The organism is Arthrobacter sp. E1SS-5 (assembly GCF_057073715.1).
Map to the genome: position 1 here is coordinate 363,036 of NZ_CP172703.1, position 25,826 is coordinate 388,861.

Annotated in this window: 26 protein-coding genes; 14 read left to right on the forward strand and 12 right to left on the reverse strand. The window is 66.3% G+C overall.

All coding sequences use genetic code 11. The annotated features are described in order from the left end of the window. Positions 1-51 precede the first annotated feature (51 nt). A complete protein-coding gene (locus ACIGJD_RS01795) occupies positions 52-873 on the reverse strand; it encodes an aldo/keto reductase (RefSeq protein WP_483688036.1) in 822 nt (273 codons plus the stop codon). A 220-nt stretch (positions 874-1,093) separates the two neighbouring features. On the opposite strand from ACIGJD_RS01795, the gene ACIGJD_RS01800 reads away from it, so the two are divergent. Together ACIGJD_RS01800 and ACIGJD_RS01805 are read left to right on the forward strand one after the other, a co-directional pair. After that, positions 1,094-1,993: a helix-turn-helix domain-containing protein gene (locus ACIGJD_RS01800; RefSeq protein WP_483688037.1), complete on the forward strand. Its 900-nt coding sequence runs from the start codon at positions 1,094-1,096 to the stop codon at positions 1,991-1,993. 150 nt (positions 1,994-2,143) lie between these two features. Continuing rightward, the gene (locus tag ACIGJD_RS01805) at positions 2,144-2,350 is read left to right on the forward strand and encodes a hypothetical protein (RefSeq protein WP_056331347.1); all 207 of its coding nucleotides are present in this window, start codon (positions 2,144-2,146) and stop codon (positions 2,348-2,350) included. Between the two features lie 73 nt (positions 2,351-2,423). Here ACIGJD_RS01805 and ACIGJD_RS01810 read toward each other — a convergent pair whose 3' ends face one another. After that, positions 2,424-2,636, reverse strand: a complete 213-nt coding sequence (locus ACIGJD_RS01810) for a dodecin (RefSeq protein ID WP_142131425.1) — start codon at positions 2,634-2,636, stop codon at positions 2,424-2,426. Between the two features lie 121 nt (positions 2,637-2,757). Beyond that, on the reverse strand, positions 2,758-3,462 hold the full coding sequence (locus ACIGJD_RS01815; RefSeq protein WP_483688038.1) for a FadR/GntR family transcriptional regulator: 705 nt from the start codon (positions 3,460-3,462) through the stop codon (positions 2,758-2,760). 172 nt (positions 3,463-3,634) lie between these two features. Between ACIGJD_RS01815 and ACIGJD_RS01820 the strand changes: the two genes are divergently transcribed. The 7 genes from ACIGJD_RS01820 (at position 3,635) to ACIGJD_RS01850 (ending at position 10,817) form a co-directional block, all read left to right on the forward strand. Next, a complete protein-coding gene (locus ACIGJD_RS01820; protein ID WP_483688039.1) occupies positions 3,635-5,116 on the forward strand; it encodes a four-carbon acid sugar kinase family protein in 1,482 nt (493 codons plus the stop codon). A gap of 28 nt (positions 5,117-5,144) precedes the next feature. Next, positions 5,145-6,047 carry an NAD(P)-dependent oxidoreductase gene (locus ACIGJD_RS01825; RefSeq protein ID WP_483688040.1) on the forward strand — a complete coding sequence of 301 codons (903 nt, stop codon included), beginning with the start codon at positions 5,145-5,147 and terminating at the stop codon, positions 6,045-6,047. A 185-nt stretch (positions 6,048-6,232) separates the two neighbouring features. Continuing rightward, complete coding sequence (locus ACIGJD_RS01830) at positions 6,233-7,699, forward strand: GntP family transporter (protein WP_483688041.1); 1,467 nt, start codon at positions 6,233-6,235, stop codon at positions 7,697-7,699. After that, entirely contained in the window at positions 7,699-8,550 is an 852-nt protein-coding gene (locus ACIGJD_RS01835) for a class II fructose-bisphosphate aldolase (protein ID WP_483688042.1), read from the forward strand. The genes ACIGJD_RS01830 and ACIGJD_RS01835 overlap by 1 nt, the downstream gene beginning before the upstream one ends. Positions 8,551-8,666: 116 nt before the next feature. Then, on the forward strand, positions 8,667-9,071 hold the full coding sequence (locus ACIGJD_RS01840) for a DUF1304 domain-containing protein (protein WP_483688043.1): 405 nt from the start codon (positions 8,667-8,669) through the stop codon (positions 9,069-9,071). 120 nt (positions 9,072-9,191) lie between these two features. Beyond that, positions 9,192-10,472, forward strand: coding sequence for an acyltransferase family protein (locus tag ACIGJD_RS01845; protein ID WP_483688044.1), 1,281 nt, complete (start codon positions 9,192-9,194; stop codon positions 10,470-10,472). Positions 10,473-10,487: 15 nt separating this feature from the next. Next, entirely contained in the window at positions 10,488-10,817 is a 330-nt protein-coding gene (locus ACIGJD_RS01850; RefSeq protein ID WP_483688045.1) for a GNAT family N-acetyltransferase, read from the forward strand. Positions 10,818-10,902: 85 nt separating this feature from the next. On the opposite strand, the gene ACIGJD_RS01855 is transcribed toward ACIGJD_RS01850, so the two are convergent. Together ACIGJD_RS01855 and ACIGJD_RS01860 are read right to left on the reverse strand one after the other, a co-directional pair. Further along, positions 10,903-11,088 (reverse strand): hypothetical protein, encoded by a 186-nt coding sequence (locus ACIGJD_RS01855; protein WP_483688046.1) that lies wholly within the window; start codon positions 11,086-11,088, stop codon positions 10,903-10,905. A gap of 276 nt (positions 11,089-11,364) precedes the next feature. Next, positions 11,365-11,697, reverse strand: coding sequence for a hypothetical protein (locus tag ACIGJD_RS01860; protein WP_483688047.1), 333 nt, complete (start codon positions 11,695-11,697; stop codon positions 11,365-11,367). An 89-nt stretch (positions 11,698-11,786) separates the two neighbouring features. On the opposite strand from ACIGJD_RS01860, the gene ACIGJD_RS01865 reads away from it, so the two are divergent. Continuing rightward, on the forward strand, positions 11,787-12,560 hold the full coding sequence (locus ACIGJD_RS01865) for an SDR family NAD(P)-dependent oxidoreductase (RefSeq protein ID WP_483688048.1): 774 nt from the start codon (positions 11,787-11,789) through the stop codon (positions 12,558-12,560). Here the strand turns inward: ACIGJD_RS01865 and ACIGJD_RS01870 are convergent. Together ACIGJD_RS01870 and ACIGJD_RS01875 are read right to left on the reverse strand one after the other, a co-directional pair. After that, a complete protein-coding gene (locus tag ACIGJD_RS01870; RefSeq protein ID WP_483688049.1) occupies positions 12,528-13,634 on the reverse strand; it encodes an FUSC family protein in 1,107 nt (368 codons plus the stop codon). The genes ACIGJD_RS01865 and ACIGJD_RS01870 overlap by 33 nt on opposite strands. A gap of 203 nt (positions 13,635-13,837) precedes the next feature. Continuing rightward, a complete protein-coding gene (locus tag ACIGJD_RS01875; protein ID WP_483688050.1) occupies positions 13,838-15,427 on the reverse strand; it encodes an MFS transporter in 1,590 nt (529 codons plus the stop codon). A 437-nt stretch (positions 15,428-15,864) separates the two neighbouring features. Here ACIGJD_RS01875 and ACIGJD_RS01880 point away from each other — a divergent pair, with 437 nt between their 5' ends. Then, a complete protein-coding gene (locus ACIGJD_RS01880) occupies positions 15,865-16,122 on the forward strand; it encodes a hypothetical protein (protein WP_483688051.1) in 258 nt (85 codons plus the stop codon). A 107-nt stretch (positions 16,123-16,229) separates the two neighbouring features. Here ACIGJD_RS01880 and ACIGJD_RS01885 read toward each other — a convergent pair whose 3' ends face one another. Further along, positions 16,230-18,758, reverse strand: a complete 2,529-nt coding sequence (locus tag ACIGJD_RS01885) for an ATP-dependent DNA ligase (RefSeq protein ID WP_483688052.1) — start codon at positions 18,756-18,758, stop codon at positions 16,230-16,232. A gap of 40 nt (positions 18,759-18,798) precedes the next feature. On the opposite strand from ACIGJD_RS01885, the gene ku reads away from it, so the two are divergent. From ku to ACIGJD_RS01900, 3 genes are all read left to right on the forward strand, one after another. After that, positions 18,799-19,941 carry a non-homologous end joining protein Ku gene (ku, locus tag ACIGJD_RS01890; RefSeq protein ID WP_483688053.1) on the forward strand — a complete coding sequence of 381 codons (1,143 nt, stop codon included), beginning with the start codon at positions 18,799-18,801 and terminating at the stop codon, positions 19,939-19,941. Between the two features lie 148 nt (positions 19,942-20,089). Further along, entirely contained in the window at positions 20,090-20,932 is an 843-nt protein-coding gene (locus ACIGJD_RS01895; RefSeq protein WP_483688054.1) for a class I SAM-dependent methyltransferase, read from the forward strand. A 3-nt stretch (positions 20,933-20,935) separates the two neighbouring features. After that, complete coding sequence (locus tag ACIGJD_RS01900) at positions 20,936-21,367, forward strand: SRPBCC domain-containing protein (RefSeq protein WP_483688055.1); 432 nt, start codon at positions 20,936-20,938, stop codon at positions 21,365-21,367. Between the two features lie 120 nt (positions 21,368-21,487). On the opposite strand, the gene ACIGJD_RS01905 is transcribed toward ACIGJD_RS01900, so the two are convergent. The 4 genes from ACIGJD_RS01905 to ACIGJD_RS01920 form a co-directional block, all read right to left on the reverse strand. After that, positions 21,488-21,766 (reverse strand): HPr family phosphocarrier protein, encoded by a 279-nt coding sequence (locus ACIGJD_RS01905; RefSeq protein WP_142131405.1) that lies wholly within the window; start codon positions 21,764-21,766, stop codon positions 21,488-21,490. Between the two features lie 65 nt (positions 21,767-21,831). Then, positions 21,832-23,928, reverse strand: coding sequence for a PTS fructose transporter subunit IIABC (locus ACIGJD_RS01910; protein ID WP_483688056.1), 2,097 nt, complete (start codon positions 23,926-23,928; stop codon positions 21,832-21,834). A gap of 2 nt (positions 23,929-23,930) precedes the next feature. Then, positions 23,931-24,953, reverse strand: a complete 1,023-nt coding sequence (locus tag ACIGJD_RS01915) for a 1-phosphofructokinase family hexose kinase (RefSeq protein WP_483688057.1) — start codon at positions 24,951-24,953, stop codon at positions 23,931-23,933. Beyond that, positions 24,950-25,756, reverse strand: coding sequence for a DeoR/GlpR family DNA-binding transcription regulator (locus ACIGJD_RS01920; RefSeq protein WP_483688058.1), 807 nt, complete (start codon positions 25,754-25,756; stop codon positions 24,950-24,952). The genes ACIGJD_RS01915 and ACIGJD_RS01920 overlap by 4 nt, the downstream gene beginning before the upstream one ends. Between the last annotated feature and the right edge of the window lie 70 nt (positions 25,757-25,826).

The following is a 25,826-nucleotide window of genomic DNA, read 5'->3' on the forward strand; positions in this document are numbered from 1 at the left end:
AAAATCCTTTCGGTGGGGGGAGCCTGCAGGGAATGTTGAGCCCGCGGGACCCTACATCTGGCTAAAGGAGGCGACTGCGGGATCGGAACCAATGCGGGCACCGGATTCCAGCGCCGTGATGGCGGCCAGTTCGTCCTGGGACAGCGTCAGGGACGACGCCGCAAAGTTCTCGCGGATGCGGTCCGGGTTGGCTGACTTGGGAATGACGATGTTTCCGTTGGCAAGGTGCCAGGCGAGCACCACCTGCGCGGTGCTGGCGTTGTGGGCAGCAGCGATTTCCGTGACGGCGTTTCCATTGAGGTCCCCACCCTGTCCCAGCGGGCTGTAGGCCTCGACGGCAATGCCCCGGCCGCGGCACTTGGCGGCAAGGTCCGCCTGCTGGTAGCTGGGGTGGAGTTCGATCTGGTTGACGGCCGGCACGGTTTCAGCGGACTCCAGCAGGGTGTCCAGGTGCTCCGAGAGGAAGTTGGAGACACCAATGGCGCGGATTTCCTTGTTTTCGTACAGCCGTTCCATCTCCTTCCAGGCCTGGACAAAGAGCCCCTGCGACGGGACAGGCCAGTGGATGAGGTAGAGGTCGACGAAGTCCAGGCCCAGCGCTTTACGGCTGTTCTGGAATGCTTCCTGGGCCCGGCCCTGCTCGCCGTTGCGGAGCTTGGTGGTCACGAAGATCTCCTCGCGGGCGATTCCGGTGGCGGCCAGCGCGGCCCCCACTCCGGCCTCGTTGCGGTAAGCCGCAGCGGTGTCAATGTGGCGGTAGCCCGCTTCCAAGGCATCCTCCACGGTCCGCTGGGTGTCTTCCGGCGGGACCTGGAAAACGCCGAAGCCAAGCTGCGGAATGGTGACGCCATTGTTGAGTGTCAGCTCTGACATGGGTGTGCTCCTTCTCTGGGAGGTGTGGCTGAAAGATGAGGTGCTGGAAAAACGGTGCCGGCTGCTCGACAAATGAGAAAGCGGTTTCCACCGGCTCACTCCTGAGCCTATGCACTTTCCGCTATCAAGTCAGCAGGGAAAGCTGTTCCTGTTTTTCCTAGGACTGCCAGTCCTACCTTCGTTGTAGAGCGTGGCACCCAACGCAGGCAGAATGGTCTGCATGGGTCAAAGTGCCGAGTTCGGAAAATTCCTCAAAGCCATGCGGTCCCGGTTGACCCCGGAAGTCGCCGGGACGGGGCCCAGCACGGGCGCCCGCAGGGTTCCCGGCCTGCGCCGGGAGGAAGTGGCGCGGCTGGCCGGCGTCAGCACCGACTACTACGTGCGGCTGGAGCAGGGACGCAACATCCACCCGTCCCGCACCGTCCTGGACGCGGTGGCCCGGGCTCTGCGGCTGGACAGCAGCGAGCACGCGCACATGCTGGATCTGCTCGAGAACTGCGCCAGCGCTCCCCGGGACCCCGGTGCCGGTGCGGCCCAAGGCGTCCGGCCGGCGCTGCGCCAGCTGCTCGACGCGGTGGGGGACGTGCCCGCCCTGGTGTTAGGCCGGCGCAACGACGTCCTTGCCGGCAACAGGATGGCGTTCCTGCTGTTCACCGATTTTTCGGCGCTGCCGCCCGCGGAGCGGAACCTCACCCGCTGGACCATTCTTGACCCAGCCGCCCGGGAACTCTTCAGGGACTGGAAGACGGTGGCGGCCGAAGCCGCCGGATCGCTCCGCCTGGATGTGGGCCGGCATCCGAACGATCCACAGGCGAACCACCTGGTGGGTGAATTGGCCGTCCACAGTGAACACTTCCGCCAGTGGTGGGCCGGGCACCGGGTGGCAACCCGCGCAGCCGGCACCGTCAGGCTGCACCATCCTGCGGTGGGGGACCTGGAACTGAACTTTGAAAACCTTGTCCTGCCGGAGGACCCCGACCAGACGCTCCGGGTGTATTCCGCGCGGCCCGGATCGCCGTCGTCGGACGCCCTGGCCCTGCTGGGAAGCCTTGGTGCGGGGCCGGACCTTGCCGTGGAACGGGACGCTGCCGTCGTGGCGGAAAGCGGCGAACTGGGCTGACTTGCCTTGCTGGGTGTGAGCCACTGTACATTCGTCCAGCAGAAGCAGGGGATTCTGGCCGGCCGCCCATTGGTCCGGTGCGCACCCTTTCCTAGGGTGGGGAGTACTGCTTCTTTGCCCGCTTTATGTCACCCCAGGATGGTCTCAACGATGAAACGCATCGCCCTGCTGAAGGAGCGCCAGGCATCCGCCGGCGCCGCCTCCACTGCCACCGGTTCGCACTGCCCTGCCTCCGGTCTATGGAGCCCGGACCTTGATCCCCATACGGTCCTGTCTTTCTTCGAGGGCCACGTTTTCCCCGCGTTCGACGGCGTCCCAACGGTATGGCGGCGGCGCAGCCCCGGCACCGCAAACTAGGACAGCTGCAAAAGCAAAAACGGCGCGCAGCCAACACCTCCAGAAGTGTCGGCTGCGCGCCGGTTGCTTTAGATCAGTGCTCTTCCAGGCGGAAGCCGATCTTGATGGTGACCTGCCAGTCCGCGACCTTGCCGTCCTCCAGGTGACCGCGGACTTCCTTGACCTCGAACCAGTCGAGGTTCCGCAGGGTCTGGGACGCCTTGGCAATACCGTTGCGGACGGCGTCGTCCACGCCTTCGGTGGAGGTGCCGACAATTTCAGAAATGCTGTACGTGTGGTTGGACAACTTCGCTCCTCGTGATCGTCGATGCTCCCGGTTGCGGGCCGTCCCTGAAGCCTAGTAGGACTGCCGGAGCGTTGAACAGGGCCAACGGCAATTAGGGGAGCCGCTTTCGCATGACCGGGGGCTACTTGGTTTCCAGTACCAGATGCTTCAAGTCGTCGAGGGTCTGCTGCATGTGCGCGTCCATGGCCTGGCGGGACCGGACTGCGTCCCGGGACTGCAGGGCTTCGGCAATGTTCTGGTGATGGCCGATGGCGTGCTCCTGGATTTCAGGAACGGCGGAGGTCTCGGTCCTGCGCTTCTCCAGGACCCGGTGCAGCGGCTCAAACAGTACAGACACAAACACGTTGCCGGAGGCTCGCAGGATGACGTCGTGGAAGGCAAGGTCTGCTTCCACGAACGCGCCGACGTCATTAATGGTGTGGGCGGCCTTCATCGCCGAAATGTAGTTGAAGAGGGAGGCGATGTCTTCTTCCGCGATCCGTCCGGCGGCAAGCTCGCAGGCTCCGGTTTCGAGCATCCGGCGGAGTTCGATGAGCTGGATGGAGGCATCGGCGTCGTTCTTGCCCTCGGATGCGGCGCGAAGGACGGCTTCCAGCGAGGCCCAACTGCTCAGCGGGTTCACGAATGTTCCGCGGCCGCGCTCCACGCTCAGGATGCGCTGGGCCTGCAGGGTCTTCATCGCTTCGCGGACCGTCATGCGGCTGACCTCGTGGCGGGCGCTGAGTTCGTGCTCGCCCGGGACGGTGGAGCCGGGCGGGAACTCGCCTTCGATGATGCGGTCCAGCAGCTCGTCGGCCACCACGCCAACCAGCGATTTCCTTGCCATGCTGCCCCCGATTCCTGCGTCCGGCTTCCCGCGGCGGATATGTCAGACAAGTGTACTTGCGCGTCGGTATGCCGTGTGCCACACTAAAATTCAAATGCAAGATGTCAGACATCTTACAGTTACCTTTACATCTGGATCCGCCTACGCGGATCGCTACACAACGGAGTGCACTGTGACGCATGAAGCAGACGTTCTGGCCGCTTATCCGGCAGACCTCGAGATCCCCGCAGGACTGGTAGCCGGCACGCTTGCCGCTTCCAATTCGGAGGTTCCCCGCGTCCTGGTAGTGCTCGACGACGATCCCACCGGCACGCAGTCCGTGGCAGACCTGCCTGTGCTCACCCGCTGGGAGGTCCAGGACTTCGATTGGGCCTTTGGCCAGGGCAAGCCCGCCGTGTACGTCCTGACCAACACCCGCAGCCTCGACCCGGCCGAGGCGGCAGCCCGCAACGAGGAAGTAGTCCGCAACGCTCTGGCCGCAGCCACGGGGGCAGACATCCGGGTGGGCTTCGTCAGCCGCAGCGACTCCACCCTCCGCGGCCACTTCCCCCTGGAGCCGGACGTTATCGCGGCCACGGTGGCAGAGGTCAGCGGCGAGAAGACCGACGGCGTTGTGCTGGTTCCGGCATTCCCGGATGCCGGTCGGCTCACCATTGGCGGAGTCCACTACATGCGCGGCACCGGTGACGCCACGGGAACCCTGGTCCCGGTGTCCGAAACCGAGTTCGCCAAGGACGCCACCTTCGGCTTCAGCACCTCCGTCATGGCCGATTACATCGCCGAGAAATCGCAGGGCCGGTTCCCGGCAGACTCCGTGATCGTCCTGGACCTGAACATCATCCGCGCCGGTGCTTCCGCGCAGGACCCCGCCATTTCCGCCAAGGCCATCGCGGACGCCATTGAACCAGCCACCGACTCCACTCCGATCGTTGCGGACATTGTCACCGAGAACGACTTCCGTGCCCTGGCCCTGGGCCTGGAAGAAGCCGAACGCCGCGGCAAGAAGCTCCTGTACCGCGTGGGCCCGCCGTTCGTCCGCGGCCGCATCGGCCAGGAAGTCCGCGCCGCCCTGACCGCCGAAGAAGCGTACGCGGGCAACACCCCATCGGAGGCCGGCGGCCTTATCGTGGTGGGCTCGCACGTTGGCCTCACGACGCGCCAGCTCAACGTGCTCACCGCGGAACACAGCTCCGCGCGGATCATTGAGATCGACGTCGAAAAGCTCCTCGGCGAAGAAAACGAAGCCACCGCCCACTTGGACCAGACCGTGGACGCCGTCGTCGAGGCCCTCCACGCCGGCGATGTGATCGTCCACACCAGCCGGCTGCTCATCAAGACCGATGACCCGGCCGAAAGCCTGCGGATCGCGCGGACCGTTTCGGCCGCCGTCGTGGACGTGGTCAACCGGACCCTGAAGACCTTCCCGCCCCGGTTCGTCATTGCCAAGGGCGGCATCACGTCCTCGGACGTCGCCGCCCACGGCCTGGAAATCCGCCACGCGATTGTCCGCGGCCCCATGCTTCCGGGCATCGTCAGCCTGTGGGAGCCCGTGGACGGCCCCGCCACGGGCATCCCGTACATCGTCTTTGCCGGCAACGTGGGCGACGATGACTCCCTGGCCCAGGTCACCCGCAAACTCAGCGCTAAGTTCTGACATCCTAAGAATTCAACGGAGAAACACCATGACCAGCAGCAACTACACCGTCACCGTCCTGGGCCTCGGCGCCATGGGCCTGCCCATGGCCACCCGACTGGCTTCCCAGCTCACCGTCCACGGCTTCGACATCGCCGAGGCGCGCCTCAAGCTCGCTGAAGAAGCCGGCATCACCACCTTCACCACGGCCCGCGACGCCGCCAAGGGCGCCAACGCAGTCCTCCTGGCCGTCCGCAACGGTGAGCAGCTCAACGACGTCCTCTTCGGCGAAAACGGCGTGGCCTCCGTGCTGGAGCCGGGCGCCGTCGTCATCCTCGGCAGCACGGTGGGCACTGACGCCATCCCCGCCACCGTGGCCAAGCTGGCCGAATACGGCGTGGACCTGGTGGACGCCCCGCTGTCCGGCGGCCCCAAGCGCGCCGGCGAAGGCGACCTGCTGATCGTCGTCGGCGCTTCCCCCGAAGCCCGCGAAAAAGCTGCTCCGGCCCTGGAACTGCTGGCCTCCACCCTCACTGTGGTGGGCGACAACCCCGGTGACGGCCAGGCTCTGAAGACCGTCAACCAGCTGCTCTGCGGCGTCCACATCGCCGCCGCTGCAGAGGCCCTGGCACTGGCCGACGCGCTGGGACTGGACCAGGCCAAGACCCTCGCCGCGCTGGAAGCGGGTGCCGCAGGTTCCTTCATGCTCTCCAACCGCGGCCCCCGCATCCTGGAGGCCTACAACGAGGAAGGCGCCGAGGTCCTTTCCCGCCTGGACATCTTCGTGAAGGACATGGGCATCGTAGGCAAGGCCGCACGCGCCGCCGGCCTGGCAGCCCCCGTCGCCGCCGCGGCGGAACAGCTCTACCTGCTGGGCCAGGCCCAGGGCCTCGCGGCCGCCGATGATTCCGCGGTCATCAAGGTGGTCGCCCCCGCCAAGCGCACCAAGTAAGCCAGCGCACCAAACAAGCCACCCTCCTGCCCTTGCGGCAAAAAGGTACGACGACGGCGGTCCCCCCTCCGCCGTCGTCGTACCTCCCAGCGTTGCCGGCGCAGTCCCGCAACCTATATTCCCCACCCCACCATTCCCTGCTGCCGCCTGCCCTCAGGCCGGCACGTTATAGGAGACACCTCCCCGTGAACCACCTGATCAACCCGCTGATACAGCGGGCGGCCGATGCTCCGGCCATCAAGCCTGCCGTCGAGCTGGGCACCCCGCTGCTGCTCACCATCGCAGCGGCAGGCATCGCCATCCTGCTGGTGATGATCATCCGCTTCAAGATCCAGGCCTTCGTGGCCCTGCTCACCGTCAGCATCCTGGTGGCCGTGGCCGCCACCATCCCGCTGCAGGACATCTTCACCGTGGTCTCCAGCGGTGTGGGCAGCACCATGGGCAAGGTTGCCATCCTGATCGCACTGGGCGCCGTGCTGGGCCGCATGATCGAGGTGTCCGGCGGCGTCCAGTCCCTGGCCGACCACTTCACCCGCAAGCTCGGTGCCCGCCGCGTGGCCGTCGCCCTGACCGCCGTTGGCTTCCTGGTGGCCATCCCCGTCTTCTTCGAGGTGGGCATCATCGTGCTGGTGCCCATCGTGTACGCCTTCGCCAAGATTGCCAAGGTCCACCCGGTGAAGTTCGGCCTCCCCATGGCCGGCATCATGCTCTCCATCCACGTGGCAGTCCCGCCGCACCCGGGCATCGTGGCCGGCGCGGGCGTGCTGGGCGCCGACATCGGACTCATCGCCCTGATCTCGCTGCTGATCTGCGTTCCCCTGGGCTTCCTGTCCTACTGGGTGGCGTCCATCATGAACCGCAAGGACTACGAGCTCCTGCCGGCTGTAAAGACCCAGGTGGAGGAATTCGGATCCGATTCGCTGGTCAAGGTGGGCCACGACGGCCCCGGCGCCGCCACCATCGCCCCGCCGCGGCCGGGCCTGATCATCTTCCTGATCGCCGCGCCGATTGTGCAGATCCTGCTCGGTACCGTGGGCACGCTCGTCATCTCCAAGTCGGACCCCTTGTACGGCCTCGCGTCGTTCATCGGCAACCCGTTCCTTGCCCTGCTGGTGGCCGTGGCGCTGTCCTTCTTCCTGCTGGCGGTCCGCCGTGGCTGGTCCTTCAAGGAAACCGGCGAAATCTTCGAGGGCTCCCTGCCGCCCATCGCCTCGATCCTGATGGTGGTGGCCGCCGGCGGCGTGTTCGGCAACGTGCTGCAGGTCTCCGGCATTGGCGGCGCTCTCTCCAAAACGCTGGACACCCTGGGCGTGCCGCTGCTGCTGCTCGGCTTCATCATCTCCCTGGCACTGCGCGCCGCCCAGGGTTCGGCCACTGTGGCCATCGTGACCACCACCGGCCTGCTGTCCGCGGCGGTCAGCGCCGGCGGGTACAGCCCGGCACAGATCGCCGTAATCGTGATCGCCATCGGTTTCGGCGCCCTGGGCCTGTCCCACGTGACGGACGCCGGCTTCTGGGTGGTGGTCCGCTACTACGGCCTGACGGTGTCCGACGGCCTGAAGACCTGGACCGTCCTGACCACCATCCTGGGCGTAGCCGGCTTCCTGCTGACCTTCGTCGCCTGGATCCTGGTGGGAGGGCTGGGCGCCTGATGCATACCCGACTGGACCACCTGGTCACCTCCGCCCTGCAGCAGGGTTCCGCAGTGCCGGCCTTCACCTGCTACGACTTCACCACCGCGCTGGCTGTGGTGGGTGCCGCGGAAGAATCCGGCAGGGGCGTGATCCTGCTGGTGGCACCCAAGACCGCCGCCACCGCCAACGGCCTCCGCCTCATCACGGCGCTGCGTGGCTTGGCCGATGCCGCTGCCGTGCCCGTCGCGGTACAGCTTGACCACGCCTCCGACCTCAAAGTGATGGCCGACGCCGTCGCGGCAGGGGCGGATTCCGTCCTCGCCGACGGTTCGTCCCTCCCGTACGAGGACAACATTGCGCTGGTCCAGGCAGCCCGTGCCCTGCTGGGCTCGGAGGTGGTCCTCGAAGCCGAACTGGGCGGCCTGGCGGGAGATGAGGACCGTGCCTTCTCCGCTGACCAGGCGGGTGTCGACGTGGCAGGCCTGACCGACTCCGCGCAGGTGGAGGACTTCGTGTCCCGCACCGGGGCGGAGCTGCTGGCCGTGGCCGTGGGCAACGTCCACGGCAAGTACAAGGGTGAGCCAAAGCTGCGCTGGGACGTGCTGCAGGACATCGCCGCGCGGATCCACATTCCGCTGGTGCTGCACGGCGCCTCCGGCATTCCGGCGGAGGAACTGGTCAAGGCTGCGGCAATGAACGTTGGCAAGGTCAACTTCAACACCGAGCTCCGGACCGGCGTGCTGGCCACCCTCCAGGACCAGCTTCCGGCTCACCGTGTGGACGGCGAGAACCTTCAGGGCCTGCTGGCCACGTGGAACCAGTCCGCGAAGGGCTTTGCCGCCACCACCCTGGCCACGCTGGCCCGGTAGCTGATCTTCCACAAGCGGGAGGCCAGGATCAAGCAGCCGGTCCTGGCCTCCTTTTTGCCCTGATCGCCCGCCGGCCAGGCGGGCCGAAGTTTGCGGAGGGAGGCTAGGATCAAGCAATGATCCTGGCCTCCTTGTTTTTTGCCTTCCTTGCCGCCGCTCTCCACGTGTTCATCTTCACCATGGAGTCGCTCACTTGGACGCGGCCGGCCACCTGGAAGCGCTTCGGGATCGCCTCCCAGTCGGATGCGGAGACCACGAAACCGATGGCGTACAACCAGGGCTTCTACAACCTGTTCCTGGCCGTAGGGACTTTTGTCGGCGTCGGGCTCCTGGCGTTTGGCGGCCAGGGGACAGCGCAGGCCGTGGCGGGCTGGACCCTTATTTTCAGCTGCTGCGGGTCCATGCTGCTCGCTGCGGCTGTCCTGGCCCTGACCGGACGCAAGTACCTCCGCGCCGCCGTCACGCAGGGCACCACGCCCGTGCTCGCCGTCGTTCTGGGCCTGCTGGCCGTGTTGCAGTAGCGGCGGAAGGGGCCCAAGGTCCTTAACCAGCACAGGCAACGGGGGCACAATAGTGCCGTGGGCAGCCTCGAGCGCTTGTAGGGCCCCGTGCGCAACACCGGCAGGCACGGGCCAGATTCTGTGCCGGACACGGCGAACCGTGATCCGGCCATCGACCTTGTCCGCTTCATCTGCTTGGCGCTGGTGGTGGTGGGGCACTCCATGATGGTCAGCCCCGTCCTGCACCCGGACGGTACCGTGACCACGGAAAATACCCTGGGTGATCAGCACTGGTTCGAGCCGGTCATCTGGATCTTCATGGTCATGCCCTTGTTTTTCGTCACCGGCGGCATCACCGGGCTGCAGTCCTGGCGCCGGCTCAAGGCGGGCGGCGGCACGGCGGCACAGTTCATCCGCGCCCGGCTCCTGCGCCTGGTCCGCCCCGCAACCGCCCTGCTTGCCTCCATGGTGGCTGGCCTTTCCGTGGCCGGCGCGCTGGGAGTCGACCAGGAGGTGGTCCAGCTCATGGCCACCGGCGCAGCCATGCCCCTATGGTTCCTGGCCGCGTACCTCGCGGCGCAGTTGAACATTCCGGCTTTGGCGGTGCTGCACGCCCGTGCCCCCTGGCTCACCCTCGGCTTGCTCGCCGGGTTGGTGGTTGCCGTGGACTGCCTCCGCGGCGCGCTGCCTGACCTTGCCAACGCGAACCTGGTCTTCGTGTGGTGCGCGGTTCAGCAACTGGGGTTCCTGGCCGCCGACGGCTACTTTTCCCGCCTTTCCCGCTCGGGGCTGCTGGGCGTCGCCGTGGCGGCACACCTGCTGCTGGGACTCGTGACCGGGCTGGGGCTGTACCGGGGAAACATGCTGGTCAACCTCAACCCACCCAACCTGACCCTGGTGATCCTGGGCGTCGCGCAGTTGGCCGTGATGGAACTGGCGCGGCCGCTCCTGGCACCGCTGGCGGAAGTGGGCTGGATCAGCCGGATGCTGAAGCTGGCCGGGGGGAGGTCCCTGACGGTGTACCTGTGGCACCTGCCGCTCCTTGTGGCTATGTCCGGGCTGCTGCTCCTGGCCCCGATCCCCAAACCCGGTTCCGGCACGGCCGCATGGTGGTGGTCGCGGCCCCTGGTGGTCCTTGTACTGGTCCTGCTGCTCCTGCCGGTGGCGGCGGCCTTTGGCCGCTTGGAGGAACGGACGACGGCGATGCACGCCTTCCGTTGCCGGCCCGCCTTGGCGGGGGCCGGCGTCGTGGTGGTCTTCATCCCCGTTGCGGACGCCGCCCTTAACGGACTGTCACTGGGACTGCTCGCAGCCGGCGCCGTCTTTTTTTTCGTGGCCACTCTCCTGCTGGGTGGCGTTCCGTTGGGTGACCGGCGGAAGAGGAAGAGGGGGAGAAGGGGCATTGCCAGCGGGGTGAAGTAGTGCCAGTGTCGAACCATGACCGAGAACACCGCGTCCGCTGAGGACAAGTTCACCGCCAACGTCTCGCTGCGGCGCAACGACGCGCAGCACCGGTACGAACTCCTGGTGGATGGCCGGCTTGCGGTGCAGGCCTTTTTCCGCGACCTTCCCGGGCACATCGACTTCACGCACACCGAGACAGGACAGGATTTTGAAGGCCAGGGCCTGGGAAAGGTCCTGGCGCACTTCGCCCTGGACGACGTAGTGGCAACCGGCAAGCGCATCATCCCGCACTGCCCGTTCATTTCCGGCTACCTCCGCAAGCACGAAGGCTACGAACAGTTCGTCGACTGGCCGGACCGCTGAGCCGTTGGCGCGGGTACCTGTGGGACGCGAAGGCCCCCGCCGGCTGATGAGCTGGCGGGGGCCTTAGGAGTCAAACAGGGACCGGTTAGCTGGCGAGGGCCTGGTCACTGACCGTCATGGCGGTTCCCGGGTCATCGATCGTAAAGCCGCAGGCGCAGCGGTAGGTGACCACACTCTCCGGGACGGATCCCGGCCGAAGGGCAACGACGGAGTTTCCGTCAACGTACACGGGCTGCCGGACCGGAAGTTCGTCGTGGTCGACGCGCTGCATAGGCGTGCGGCAATGCATGCGTGAGTTGAGGGTTAATAGCAGCCCTGCGTCCACGGGTACGGTAGCGGTCAAGACATTTCCAGCTGCCTCAGTGCGCTCCCCAAACGCTGCCAACTGGTCTTCCATTGCGGTGGTCATTATGTTCTTCCCTGGGCTTCTTTCACGGAGCCGCCAACATTGGCAACCCCGCCGCGAACTGCTTGCGGAGGTTCATCTATCCCCACAAGCAAAGCATGCTTACTAAATGTTGCACAAGTTAAAAGTGGGAAATTGGGGTCAGCCGCGGCGGCGTTGCCACTGCCAGGCATGCCAGAAAAACAGGAAAACCACGGTGGCAAAACCGGCAACAACCACCTGCGGGGCAAAGGTGTAAACGATGTACGCGAGCGGGATCCCGCCCGATGACGGCCCTGTGACCATGGGTCCGCTAAACAGCGCCCCCGCTCCGCCGGCAATCAGGCCTGCAGCCAGCAGCCACAACACCACGATGAACGGGTTGGGTGCGTGCCATGACCTGGCGTATTCCATACCTTCGGGTTCAGGCGGGACCGGGTTCCCGTCCTGGTCCACCTCGCGAAAGCCTGCCACTCCGGTTTGTTGCTGATCCATGTTTCCCCCTCCACGGCAGCAGCCTGGCAGGCCGCCGGAGGTACCAGCCTAGCGCCCCACAAAATACACTTGCTGGCTAGGCTTGCAGCATGACGTCATCCAGCACCCGAACCACAGCACTCGTCACCGGAGCCAGCGCAGGGCTGGGCCATGAATTCGCCAAGCAGCTTGCGGCCCAGGGGCACCACCTGGTCCTGGTGGCGCGCAACGCGTCCAGGCTGGCAGAAACAGCGGAAGACTTCCGCCGGCAGTACGGCATCACGGCTGAGGTGCTTCCCGCTGACCTGACCCAGGACGACGACGTCGCGGCCGTCGTCGAACGCCTCGAGGACGCGACGCGGCCGGTGGGGATCCTGGTGAACAACGCAGGGATTGGCCTGCTGAACAACTTTGAGGACAACCACGCAGCGGAGGAGAAAAAGCACCTGAAGCTGCACGCGGAAACGTCCATGCTGCTCACCCACGCAGCGCTGAAAGGGATGCTGGAACGCGGGGAGGGCAGGATCATCAACGTGGCCAGCGTGGCCGCGTTCCTGCCCCGCGGCACCTACTCGGCGGCGAAGGCCTGGCTGGTGAGTTTCAGCCGGTGGGCCAACCTCGCCTACCGCAAGCGTGGCATCAAGGTCACGGCTGTGTGCCCCGGCTTCACCCACACGGAGTTCCACGACCGGATGGGGATGGACAAGTCGGTGGCCCCGTCCTGGACGTGGCTGCGCGCCGAGCGGGTGGTCAGGGAAGGCCTGGCGGACAACGAGCGCGGCAAGGCAGTCTCCATCCCGTCCAAGCGCTACAAGGTGGTGGCCGCGGTGGCCAAGGTTGCTCCGGCGCGCCTAATGGCCGGACCGGCCCGGAAGCCGAAGTAGGGGGATCCGGGTACGGGAACCCGGCCGGCGCACAGTTACCACCACCAGAATCCCCAGCAGTGCGCCCACCAGCGTCTCCACAGCGCGCTCAAGGATCAGGACCCTCGGCTCGGTGGGCGAGGCCAGTTGGGTCATCAGCAGGATGACAGGGGTGAACCAGACCATCGCCAAGCCATAGTGTCTGGTCATGAACAATTCGGTGGCGAACTGGAAGAGGATTACCAGCAGGGCCAGCACAGCGGCCCGGTGCGCCGGCTCCCGGAGTGCGGGGTAGAGGCCGGTCAGTGCCCAAGGTTCCGGCAGGAGGACGACGGCGGTGACTGCCAGCCCCACGAACGTCCCCACGATGCGGTGGACGCCGCGCCGGACGCTGCTGGGCAGGTCTGCGCCGGCGAGCGGTACTGCCGCTGCTGCCATGGCCCAGTGCGGATGGCCGGTGCCGCTGATGACGCCCGCCGTCCCCGCGGCCCCCACTGCCAGAACATACCGTGCAGCGTGGACCGAGAGTTCGCGGTGCCGTGCCGATGAACGGGGCGGCATGCTCCGGGTTGCGCCCGGTTCCCATGCCCGGCTCCGCACCCAGCCGCTGAAGCCGATCAGGATCGAGAACATCGACGATGCGCAGGCGATGGCCATGGCGGCGTACCAGGGGACCACGGTGGGAACGGAAGCGCAGGCGCCGAGGGCAAGAATGCCGAAGAAGGGACCGTTCGGCTTGAGGCGTACCCGGTCAGCGTAGACCGAGCCAACTCCTGCCAAGGTGGCTTCCACGGCCACCAGCCACCACGAGTGGATGTGGTTGATGGACAGCGTTACTCCCACGGCCACGCCGCTGAGCAGCACCAGGGCACCCTGTCCCTGGTGGCGGAGCCGCAGCTGGTGGGGTTCGGACCTGCCGTACATGCCGGTGAGAGCTCCGAACACTGCGTAGATCATGAGGTCGGTTCGGCCCGCAGTCAACAGCAGCAGCGAGGGGATTGCAACGCTGATCGCCACGCGGAGTGCGGCAAGGTGGTCCCCGCTGGCAGGTTCCAGCCGGTGGAGCGCCCGCACCTGCTCCACTACCTGCTTCATGTACCGAACCTGTTCTGTTTTGGTGTGCTGCCTTAGCCCGGAGGCCTTTCGGAACGTATCACTGGCCCTCAGGAGGAGTCACATTCCCGGAGGTCACAATCGGACATGCGTCGGGCGCGCAAAGGCCCGCCCCGCGTGCTTCCCCCAAGGAAGCACGCGGGACGGGCCTGCGAGCGTGGGCTACAAGAGCGCCAGGAGCGGAGCTATGCCCCGGCCGGAACCCCGCGGTGCGCCTGGGGGTCGGTGCCATCGTGGGTATCAAACGGCAGCTCGTCCAGGTTGATCAGCGGGTTCTCGTCCTGGGTGGCCACCAGTTCCTTGGCCTCCGCCTCGGTGTCAACGCTGGGCATTGATCCCGGGAGGGGGCGGTTAGCGGATTCCTTCAGGAAGTAGATCGCTACTGCGCCAACGAAGGAGGTCGCCATCAAGTAGTACGCCGGCATCATGTCGTTGCCGGTCGACTTGATCAGCAGCTCCACGATGAACGGGGTGGTTCCACCGAAGATCGCCACCGCGAAGTTGTATGCGATGCCCATCGCGCCGTAGCGGCTGGAGGTGGGGAACTGGGCCGGCAGGGCCGAGGCAAGGTTGGCCACGTAGAAGGTGACCGGGAAGGCAACCAGGGCCAGTCCGGCCAGGGTGGACCAGACGGCGCCGATGCCGATCAACAGGAACGCCGGCACGGCCAGGACGATGGTGCTCACGGCGCCGATCCAGAGTACCGGGCGGCGGCCAATACGGTCGGACAGCTTGCCCGTCAGCGGGATGCAGAGGCTCATGACCACCAGTACGGGAATGGTCAGCAACGTGCCGTGGAGCTCGTCGTAACCCTTTGCGTCGGTCAGGTACGTGGGCATGTAGGACGTCAGGGCATAACCGGCCGTGTTCGCAGCAGCCACCACAACCATGGCGACGATAATGGGCCGCCAGTAGGCCTTGATAATCCCCACGGGTCCCTTGGCCTGGGCGGTCTCACCGTCGGATGCGTTCTTGGCGTTCTCCTCCTGGGCATCGAGGGTGGCCTGGAACTGCGGCGATTCCTCGATCTTGCTCCGGAAGTACACGGCGATCAGGCCCAGCGGCCCGGCGATCAGGAACGGGATGCGCCATCCCCAGTCCTCCATGGTGGCCTGGCCCAGGGTCAGCTGCAGGACCGAAACCAAAGCGGCGCCGATGGCGAAGCCCATGTAGCTGCCGAGGTCCAGGAAGCTGGCAAAGAAGCCGCGGCGCTTGTCAGCGGCATATTCGCTGACGAACGTGGTGGCGCCGGCGTATTCACCGCCGGTGGAGAAACCCTGGATCACCTTGAGGAGCACCAGCAGCGCTGCCGCCCACAGTCCAATCTGGGCGTACCCGGGCAGGAGGCCGACGGCGAACGTGCTGGCCGCCATGATCATCAGCGTGGTGGCCAGGATCTTCTGGCGGCCCACCTTGTCGCCGAGCCAGCCGAAGATGACGCCACCGAGAGGACGGGCGATGAAGGTCGCAGCGAACGTTCCCAACAGGAACAGGTTTTGCGTTGTGGGATCGGATTCCGGCAGGAATACGGGCCCCATGGTGGTGATGAGGTAGCCGAAGACACCTACGTCGTACCATTCCATCGTGTTGCCCACGATGGTTCCGCCGAGCGCTTTTTTGAGCATCGGCTGGTCAACCACGTTGACGTCAGATTCCTTGAGGCGGCGGCGTGGCAGCAGCCTGGGCTTCTTGGCAGCCGTGGAGGCTGCCGGGTCGGTTCCGCGGGCGTTTGTGGCGCCTGCTGAAGAGTCGGTCCTGCTTCGGTCTGTGGGCATTTGGGCAACTCCTGTGGAGGTCATTTGCTTGCGACTTGTAGCTGCCCCGCTCTGGGCAGGCCTTCAATTTTACGGGATTCTGCTGGCGCACGTTCGGTTTGATGGCGTAGAGTGCGCTCTTTTGGGGCCGTTCCGGGCCTGTTCCAGAGGTTTTTTGCCCCGGCTTTTCCCGCGTTATCACTGGGAAGCAGGCTGATGAACAGCACCGTTACCAAAAATTTTCCAAATTGCTCCGTTTGGACCCGCCAACTTCCGGGAAACCGGCCGCAAAAGTGACAGCAACCACGGTTCCTGGAGGGGGTTCACAGGCGCCCCGGGGGTGCCTATGGTAGAGCGATGAAAACACTTCTTTCCGGGCAGTAGTCCGCGCGTGCCCGGGCACGTCCGTTAGGCGTTTCGTTTCAAGGAAGAACGAGGGAAGAAGGGAAGAACCAAAAATGGGTGAAGAATCCAACCAGTTCCATCTCAAGCCGGAGGTGGCAGACCACCTCGCAGCGGCCATGGATGCGCCGGTGGCGCCCGGTCCGGCAGCAATCGGCGGCGTCCCGCTGGCACAGCAAAGCGGGTGGCCTGACGGCTACGGCAAGCGGCGCCATCCGAAGGACAACGCTGCAGGCCATGGCCGGATGGGACATGAAGCAGCCGTGACGGCGGTCCACCGCACGGGAAGGCCGCAGATGCCGCACTCCTCGTAGGCGACACCGAAAACCGAAGCCGTTACGCAAAGTACCTGGTGCCCCCAAAATTCGGTGGGCGCCAGGTACTTTGCGCATCGTGGGGTGACTAAGCCATCGAAGGCCCGTCAGCTTTCCCGGACCACATCCGCCGGGTCCTTGTCCACGCGCCAGCCCCGCCACCGTGGGTGCCGGAGCCTGCCCGGTCCGGTCCATTCGCTGTAGGTCACTTCGCCCACCAGCTCCGGTGCCACCCAGTGCGCGTCGGCAGAATCGGGGCGGGGGACCTCGTGGAACGGCGAGCTCTTCCGGCCCAGCCGCTCCACCGTTTGCCGCAGCTCCGTGAGTTCACGGGCGCTGAAGCCGGAGCCGACGCGGCCCACGTACTGCAGCTTGTCGCCGTCGGGAATCCCCACCAGCAGTGATCCAACGGTCTCCTGGCGGCCGCCCTTGCCCGGACGCCAGCCGCCCACCACCACTTCCTGCGTCTGTTCCGTCTTGAGTTTGATCCATGTCCGGGTCCGCTGGCCGCTGACGTAGCGGCTGTCGGTCCGCTTGGCCATGATGCCTTCAAGCCCAAGCTCCTGCGCGCTGGCCATGAGGAGTTCAACGGACTCCGCCAGCACCATGGACAGGTCCACAGGGCAGTCGGACGGCTCGAAAAACTCCTCGAGCCGTTGCCGCCGTTTGCTGAGCGGCAGGCGCCGGAGGTCCTTCCCGTCGTCGAACAGGAGGTCGAACAGCATCAGCTGGACCGGGATGGTGGTGCGGGCTTTTGCGGCGTCGGCGCCCCGGGTGAGCTTCATCCGGCCCTGCAGGAGGCCAAAGTCAGGCCGTCCGCCGGGCCCGACGGCGATGATCTCACCGTCCGCCACGAAGGGCTGCTCCGGCCAGCAGCCCCGGTCCGTGAACTCGGGATAGGTGCGGCTGACGTCGTTGCCGTTGCGCGAGAAGATGCGCACCCTTTCCCTGTCGGCCACCAGGATGGCCCGGACGCCGTCCCACTTGAGCTCGTATTGCCACGAGCTGCCCTGCAGGTCAACCGTGGTGCCGGACGTGGCCATCATGGGCTGGTATTCCAGCGGGTCCGCAACGGTGCCGGTGGCAGGCTCTGCTGGCACTTGAGGCGCGGCCTCCCGCCCGGGCGGCCCAGCGTCGTCGTCCTTTTCGGGATCGTCCGGCTCCTCGGCCGGCTCCTCAGCCGGTGCCGCGTGCCGCCGTCGTCCGCCTGTCTGCTCCTGGTCCATCAGGTGGATGAGCCACTGCCCCTCGGCATCTTTCCCCCGGCCCCTTCCGGTGTGGATCAGCGCAATCTTCTTGGTGCCGCCCAGCCCGCCGTCCTCGGCGCCGGTCAGCGTGACGATGACCTCCCTCCCGTTGATCCACTTGTGCAGTTCGTAGGTGCCGGTGTCCCAAATGGTCATGACGCCCGCGCCATACTCGCCCTTGGGGATGGTCCCGTGGAAGGTGAGGTAGTCCATGGGGTGGTCCTCGGTCTGGACAGCCAGGTGGTTCTTGCCGCCGGACTCCGGAACGCCCTTGGGCAGTGCCCAGGATGCCAGGACACCCTCATGTTCCAGCCGGAGGTCCCAGTGCAGCCGGCTGGCGTGGTGCTCCTGGATGACAAAGCTGTTGCCGCCCGCGGGGAGGCCCGCGAACGGCTCGGGCGTGGCCCTGGGATCGCGCATGGCGCGGTACTTGCCCAGGCGGGGATCGGCGTCGTTCGCTTCCTCGTGGTCGTCCGCCGCGCTTGGTGCCCCGCCACCTGCGGCGCTGACGACGGCGGCAAACGGGTCCTTCCCGTCCCGCACCCTCCGCAGCACCTCCTGGTAGTCGAGGTGCTTCAGGTTGGGCGAGTCGATCTCCCGCCACGTCCGCGGTGCAGCCACCAGGGGGGTGGGCCGGCCACGCAACGAGTAGGGGACGATGGTGGTTTTCGCCGCATTGTTCTGGCTCCAGTCCACCAGCACCTTGCCTTTGCGCAGCGACTTCTTCATGTCGCTGACGGCGAGGTCCGGGTGGTCGGCCTCGAGTGCGCGCGCCAGCTCCCGGGCGAACGCGGAAATCTGTTCGGAGGTCTGGGTCCCGTCGAGGGCGGCGTAGAGGTGGATGCCCTTGCTGCCGCTGGTCACCGGCACCGGGTCCAGGCCCACGTCCTGCAGGATGTCGCGGGCTAGGAGGGCCACTTCGCGGCACTCCTGCAGGCCGGCTCCCTCGCCCGGGTCCAGATCCAGCACCAGCCGGTCCGGATTCAGCTGGTTGCCGTGCGAGTCCACCCGCCACTGCGGCACGTGGATCTCCAGCGAGTTGATCTGGCCGAACCAGGTCAGGGTTGCGGCATCGTTGACCAAGGGGTAGTGGATGGTGCGGTCCTTGTGCGTGATCGCCGCGCGCGGCAGCCATCCCGGGGCCGAATCCTCCAGCTCCTTTTGGAAAAACACTTCCCCGGGCTTGTCCGCCGTGCCCACTCCGTTAACCCACCGCTTGCGGGTGGCCGGGCGGTTGGCTGCCGCAGGAACCAGGACGTGGGCCACCGCGGCGTAGTAGGCCAGCACGTCCGCCTTGGTGGTGCCGGTCTCCGGATAGATGATTTTGTCCAGGTTGGTGAGGGTCAGTTCCCGCCCCGCCACCCGGACACGCTCCCTGCTACCGGCCACAGGGCTTCACCTCCGGCCCGCTCTGATGTTGACTGTAGGAATGAGAGCCATCTGGAAAGGTGCCATCGCGTTCGGCCTGGTCAACGTGCCCGTGAAGGTCTACAGCGCCACTGAGGATCATGACATCAGTCTGCACCAGGTTCACAATGCCGACGGTGGCAGGATCCGCTACCAGCGCCGGTGCGAGGTGTGCGGCGAGGTGGTGGACTACTCGGACATCGAGAAGGCGTTCGACGAGGACGGCCGTACCGTGGTGCTGTCCAAGGATGAGCTCAAATCCATCCCGGCGGAAAACAGCCACGAGATCGAAGTGGTGCAGTTCGTCCCGTCCGAGCAGCTTGAACCCATGATGTTCGAGAAAAGCTACTACCTGGAGCCCGACTCCAAGTCGCCCAAGGCCTACGTGCTGCTGCGCCGGGCGCTGGAGGACACGGACCGGGTGGCCATCGTCCAGTTCGCACTGCGGGAAAAGACCCGGCTGGGGGCGCTGCGGATCAAGGACGACGTGCTGGTGCTCCAATCCCTCCTGTGGCCAGATGAGGTGCGGGAGGCCAACTTCCCGTCCCTGGAAGCGGACATCAGGATTTCTGCGCAGGAGCGGGACATGTCCGCGGCGCTGGTGGAGTCCATGGCTGCCGACTTCGAACCCGACTCCTTTACCGATGAGTACCAGGTGCAGCTCCGCCAGCTCATCGATGCCAAGCTCGAACAGGGCGAATCGCTGGACACGGAGGAGACCTTCGGCGTCGAGGCCGGCGAGGGCGGCAAGGGCGAGGTGATCGACCTGATGGAGGCCTTGAAACGGAGTCTGGACAGGAAGCGCGGCGGCGGGGAGGCCGCCTCCGCCGGCGGAAGTTCCGGCGGCGAAGCGGACACCGGGGATGGGGAAGCCGAGCCAGCCAAGCCCGCCCGCAAGGCCTCCGGCACCAAAGCGTCCGGCACCGGGGCGGCCTCGAAGACGGCCGCGAAGACCGGCACGGACGATGCAAAGCCGGCCCCCAAGTCGTCCACGAAATCCACGTCGGCAAAGTCCACCGCTTCCAAATCGTCCGCGGCGAAGTCGACAGCGTCCAGGTCCAGCGCGTCCAAATCGACTGCAGCAAAGGCAGCGGACACCAAATCCAGCGGAACAAAGACCGCAGCCAAGCCGGCCGCCAAGACCAGGACACGCAAGCCCGCCTGATCGGGAAGCCTGCCCGGTAAGCCTGCACGCCTGCAGTCCTGCCTTTACAGCTGACTCCATCGCGTCCACAATGAGTCGCATCACAGCCTCCGCTGTGCCAACAGCGTGCTGTCAGCCATTCGGACCGGACACGTAGAGGGGCACGGGCATGAGCCAGCAGACCGATGCAGTGGAGGCGGACCGGGAGCTCAAACGGAAGCACCGGGCAATGTGGGCGTCCGGGGACTACCCGGCCCTCGCGGACGAGATGCTCCTTGAACTGGGCGCCGTCCTGGTGGAGGCCAGCGGCATCAGGCCGCGCCAGCGCGTCCTGGACGTGGCGGCTGGAACCGGCAACGCTGCCATTCCGGCAGCAATGATGGGCGCCAAGGTGATGGCCAGCGACCTCACCCCCGAGCTGTTTGAAGCAGGGCGCCGGGAAGCCGCAAACCGCGGCGTCACCCTGGAATGGCAGGAAGGCGACGCCGAGGCCCTGCCTTTCGGCGATGCCGAGTTCGACGCTGTCATGTCCTGCATCGGAGTGATGTTCGCGCCGCACCACCAGGTGGCCGCGGACGAAATGCTCAGGGTCTGCAAACCGGGAGGCTCCATTGGGCTGCTGTGCTGGACACCGGAAGGATTCGTGGGCCGGATGCTTGCCGCCATGAAGCCTTTCGCGCCGCCGCCCCCGCCGGGCGCGCAGCCTGCACCGCTGTGGGGGAGCGAGGACCATGTCCGCGAACTGCTGGGGGACAGGATCACGGACGTCCGTACCCGCAAGCAGAACCTGGCCGTCAAAAGCTTCCACCAGCCCGCGGATTTCGTCAGGTACTTCAAGTCCCACTACGGACCCATGATCTCCGTTTACAAGTCGCTCGCGGAAGACCATGACAAGGTCAAAGCGTTGGACAAAGCCCTTACCGATTTGGCTGATTCCTTTGGCGACGCCCACGGCGACTCCCCGTTCCAGATGGAATGGGAATACCTGCTCTTCACGGCCAAGAAGGCCTGAGCAATGGCGGAAAACCATGTGGCAACCTCCGTCACCACCATCAACGCACCTGCCGAACACGTCTGGGGCGTGATCACGGACCCTGCCGCCGTGAAGGAGTTCATGTTCGGCGCCACCTTGCAGACCGACTGGAAGGTTGGCAGCCCCATCATCTGGCAGGGCGAATGGGACGGAAAGACGTACCAGGACAAAGGGCGGATCCTTCAGGTGGAACCGGGGCGGAAACTGGTGCATACCCACTTCAGCCCCCTGTCCGGCCAGGAGGACAAGCCGGAGAACTACCACACGCTCGAATGGACGCTCGAGGACCAGGGCAGCACCACCCGCCTGTCGCTGGCGCAGGACAACAACCCCACCGAGGAAGCCGCCGCACACTCCAAGGGCATGTGGGACAAACTCCTGGCGGACGTGAAGTCGCTCGCCGAGCGCGGCTGACTGTTCCCGGCACCCGGGGGCCGGGCGCTTAAAGCCAAGCGGCCGCCGTCGGACGTTTCCCTTTCGGAGGAACGCCCGACGTCGGCCGCTTGCGTTGCGCTGCTTGAGGCAGCTTTGCTGCTACTCGGCGTCGTGGTCCGTTTCCAGGATCTGCACCAGCCGGTCCAGCGCGTCGTCTGCGCCGGCACCTTCGGCGCGGAGGACCACTACGTCGCCGTGCGAGGCGCCCAGGCTCATGAGGGACAGGATGCTGGCAGCGTCCATGGCTTCGTCGGCCGGCTCGCCTTCACGGGCGATGGTGATGTCCAGGTCGAACTCTCCGGCTGCCTCGGCAAAGATGGCGGCCGGGCGGGCGTGCAGGCCCACGCGGCTGGCAACGGTTGCGGTGCGTTCTGGCATTTTTGCTCCTTTGTCTTTCGGCGTGCTGAGGTTCAGCGGCCGGTGAGGTGTGTGGCTAAGCCGGCTCAGACGGTTACGGGAACCGGTTCAACCGTATCAACGGTCTTCTTGACTGCCCAGCGCTTCAGGGCGATCACCGACAGGGCCGTGATCACTGTGCCGACGGCGATCGAGATGACGAACATCAGGAAGTTGTCGATGGCGAAGAAGACGAACAGGCCGCCGTGCGGTGCCTTGGAACCGACGCCCGCAGCCATGGAGATGGCTCCGGTCACCGCACCGCCCAGCATGCTGGCGGGGATGACGCGCAGCGGATCGGCTGCGGCGAACGGGATGGCGCCTTCGGAGATGAAGGATGCACCCAGCAGCCAGGCGGCCTTGCCGTTTTCCTGCTCGGCGAGGCTGAACAGCTTCTTGTTCAGGACGGTCGAGGCCAGCGCCATGGCCAGCGGCGGAACCATGCCGGATGCCATGACCGCTGCCATGATCTGCCACGGGGCCTGGTTGTCGATGGTTGCAGCGCCCAGGCCGGCAACGGCGAAGGAGTAGGCAACCTTGTTGACCGGGCCGCCGAGGTCGAAGCACATCATCAGGCCGAGGATCACGCCGAGGGCAATGGCACCGGCACCCGTGAGTCCGGAGAGCCAGCTGTTCAGGCCGTTGGTGATGGCCACGATCGGGCCGCCAAGGATCACGAACATCAGGCCGGAAGCGACCAGCGACGCCAGCAGCGGGATGATCACCACGGGCATCAGGCCGCGCAGCCAGCGGGCCACCTGCAGGCGGCCCACCACGTGGGCAATGTAGCCGGCCAGCAGGCCGCCAACAATGCCGCCAAGGAAGCCCGCGCCCATGAATCCGGCCACTGCACCGGCAACGAAGCCGGGGGCGATGCCCGGACGGTCAGCGATCGCATAGGCGATGTAGCCGGCCAGCGCAGGGACAAGGAAGCCCAGGGACAGTGCACCGATCTTGAAAAGCACGGCGCCGAGGTAGGCGCCCAGCGGGCCCCAAGCGTTGTCCGGGAACTGGGTGGGCAGGTTGAACAGGCTGTTCTGGACCACGATCGTGTCCGCGTACTTGGTGATCAGGTAGCCGCCCATGAGGAAGCCCAGGGCGATGAGCAGGCCGCCGCCTGCCACGAACGGGATCATGTAGGACACGCCGGTGAGCAGGGCTTTCTTGAGCTTCTGCCCAATGTGCTCGCCCTTTTCCTCTGCCTCGTGTTCTGCCTGTTCCTCCGCTCCGAAGTGCGGGACGCGGCGGGCGTGGGGGTTGTCAGCGGCTGCGAGGGCCTCCTGGACCATCTTGTCCGGTTCGTCGATGCCACGCTTGACCGGTGCGTTGACGACCGGCTTGCCGGCGAACCGTTCCTTGCCGCGCACGTCCACGTCAACGGCGAAGATCACGGCGTCGGCGGCTGCGATGACCGCGGGGTCCAGTGCCTTTGCACCGGAGGATCCCTGGGTTTCAACCTGCAGCTCAACGCCCACTTCCTTGGCGGCTGCCACCAATGAGTCGGCAGCCATGTAGGTGTGCGCGATACCCGTGGGGCAAGCCGTAACAGCCACGAGGCGCTTGGGCCCGCGGGCAGTACCTGCTGCCGGCTCGCCTGCGGCCGCACCGGCCACGGATGAACCTGCTGCAGCGCCAACGCCGGCGCCAACCGGTACGGCGTCAACCGGGGCGGCAGCAGCGTGCGCGGCGGGCTTGTCGGCCAGGGCGCCGTCCACGAGCTCCACGATTTCGGCCTGCGAGGACGCGTTGCGGAGGGCCGCGGTGAAGTCCTTCTTGATGAGGGACCGGGCCAGCTTGGAGAGCAGCTTCAGGTGCTCCTGGTCTGCCCCGTCCGGAGCGGCGATGAAGAACACCAGGTCAGCGGGGCCGTCCTTGGCGCCGAAGTCAACCTTCGGGTCCAGCCGGGCCATGGCCAGGGTGGGTACCGTGACGGCGGCCGAACGGCAGTGCGGAATGGCGATGCCGCCGGGTATGCCGGTTGCGGTCTTCTGCTCGCGGGCGAAGGCATCGGCGAAGAGTCCTTCGACTTCCGACGCGCGTCCGGTGGCAGCTACCTTGCTTGCCAGATGCCGGATCACCGTCTCGGGGGCGTTGCCCAGGTTCTGGTCGAGCTCGACCAGGTCCGTGGTGATGAGCTGGGTCACTGTCAATCCTTTCGAAGGGCCGTGATGGTTACGGCATCCGGGGTGGTTTGGTCTGCTGCCGGAACAGTGGATCCGGGCAGCGAGGCAGCGGCGGCACCATGGGCCACCGCCTGACGAAGGCAGTCGGCGGGGGCGGCGCCCCGGCCGTGGGCGAGCAGGTAGCCGGCAAGTGCGGAGTCGCCCGCACCCACCGTGCTGACCGCGGCGACCGGCGGGTGTGTGGCCAGCCACGCGCCGTCGGCCGTGACAAGGACAGCTCCCTTGGAACCGAGAGTTGCCAGCACAGCACCCACGCCGGAACGTACGACGGCGGCTGCGGCGGCAGCGGCAGCCGCCGGGTCCGCTTCCAGATCGTCACCGGAGGCCGGGGCAAAACCCGCGGCAGCGGCCAGCTCCGCCAGTTCCTCGGCGTTGGGCTTGAGGAGGTCCGGTTTCCCGGAACCCGTGGTTGTTCCGCTGGTGCCTGTGCCGTCGTCGGGGATTCCGGCGTCGGTGAGGGCAGCGGCGAGGGGCGCCCCGGAGGAGTCGACGGCGATCAGCGGCGCAGTGCCGTTGCCCGCCTCCCGGATCCGTCGGGCCACCGTGGCGTAGAAGTTATCCGGGAATCCGGGCGGGAGCGAGCCGGCCAGGACCACCCAGCTGGCGCCGCGGGAGCTTTCCAGCAGCAGCTTGATGAGGGCTTCCTGCTGGTCCGCGGCAAGGAGGGGCCCGGGCTCGTTGATCTTCGTGGTCACGCCGCCGGGCTCGGTGAGCGCCACGTTGGTGCGCAGCGGCTCGTCGATGGGAAGGGATACGAAGGGCACTGCACTTTCGCGCAGGCCGGCCAGGACGGGATCGCTGTCAGCACCTGGCAGGACGGCGAGGGATTCGAGTCCGGAGGCCACCAGGGCGCGGGAGACGTTGACGCCCTTGCCGCCGGATTCCTGGCGGACGGAGACGGCGCGCTGTACTTCGCCGCGTGCCAGGGGGCCGGGGAGGGCCACTGTGCGGTCGAGGCTTGGGTTGGCCGTGAAGGTGACGATCATGCGATCACCACATCTACGCCGGCCTCTTCCAAAGCGGCCGCGAGGTCAGGTCCGGGTTCACTGTCTGTGATCAAGGTGTCCAGATCTTTCAGGGAGGCGAACTGGACCAGGGTTTCCGTGTCCAGCTTGGAGGAGTCGGCCAGCACCACAATGCGGCGGGCCGACTGGACGAAGGCTGCCTTGACGGCGGCTTCTTCAGGATCGGGAGTGCTGACGCCAAAGGTGGCGTGGATGCCGTTGGTTCCGATGAACGCGATGTCCGGGCGGATCCGGGCAGCGGCATTCACCGTTGCCTGGCCCACCGCCACCTGGGTGAGTCCGCGGACGCGGCCGCCCAGGATCTGCAGGGCGAGGCCGGGGACGTTGGAGAGCTTGCTGGCGATGGGTACAGCGTGGGTAATGACCACCAGTTCGTGCTGCGGCCCGGTGCCGTCGGAAGGTTCGACGGCGGTGCGCCGCGCCAGCAGGTCGGCCAGCACCTCGGTGGTGGTGCCGCCATCCATGAGGACGCTGGCCGGCGAGTTCCGGGGGATCAGGTCCAGGGCGGCCTGGGCGATCCGGACCTTTTGGTCCGGGCGCTGGATGGCCCGCTCGGTGACGCTTTCCTCGGTGGTGCTGAAACGGTCTGCCGCCACGGCGCCTCCGTGGACCCGCCGTACGGTACCCGCGTTTTCCAATGCGGCAAGGTCACGGCGGACTGTTTCCGTGGTGATGCTGAAGCGCTCAGCCAGCAGGGTCACACTGACCCGGCCGTTGCCGGCCACAAGCTCGGCAATCTTCTGCTGGCGCTCCTCGGCGAACACGTACCCTCCGTTGCGTAGTGGCTTTCGTGACTTGGATCACTCTGATGTTGAGTTACTTGACTTTATCTTT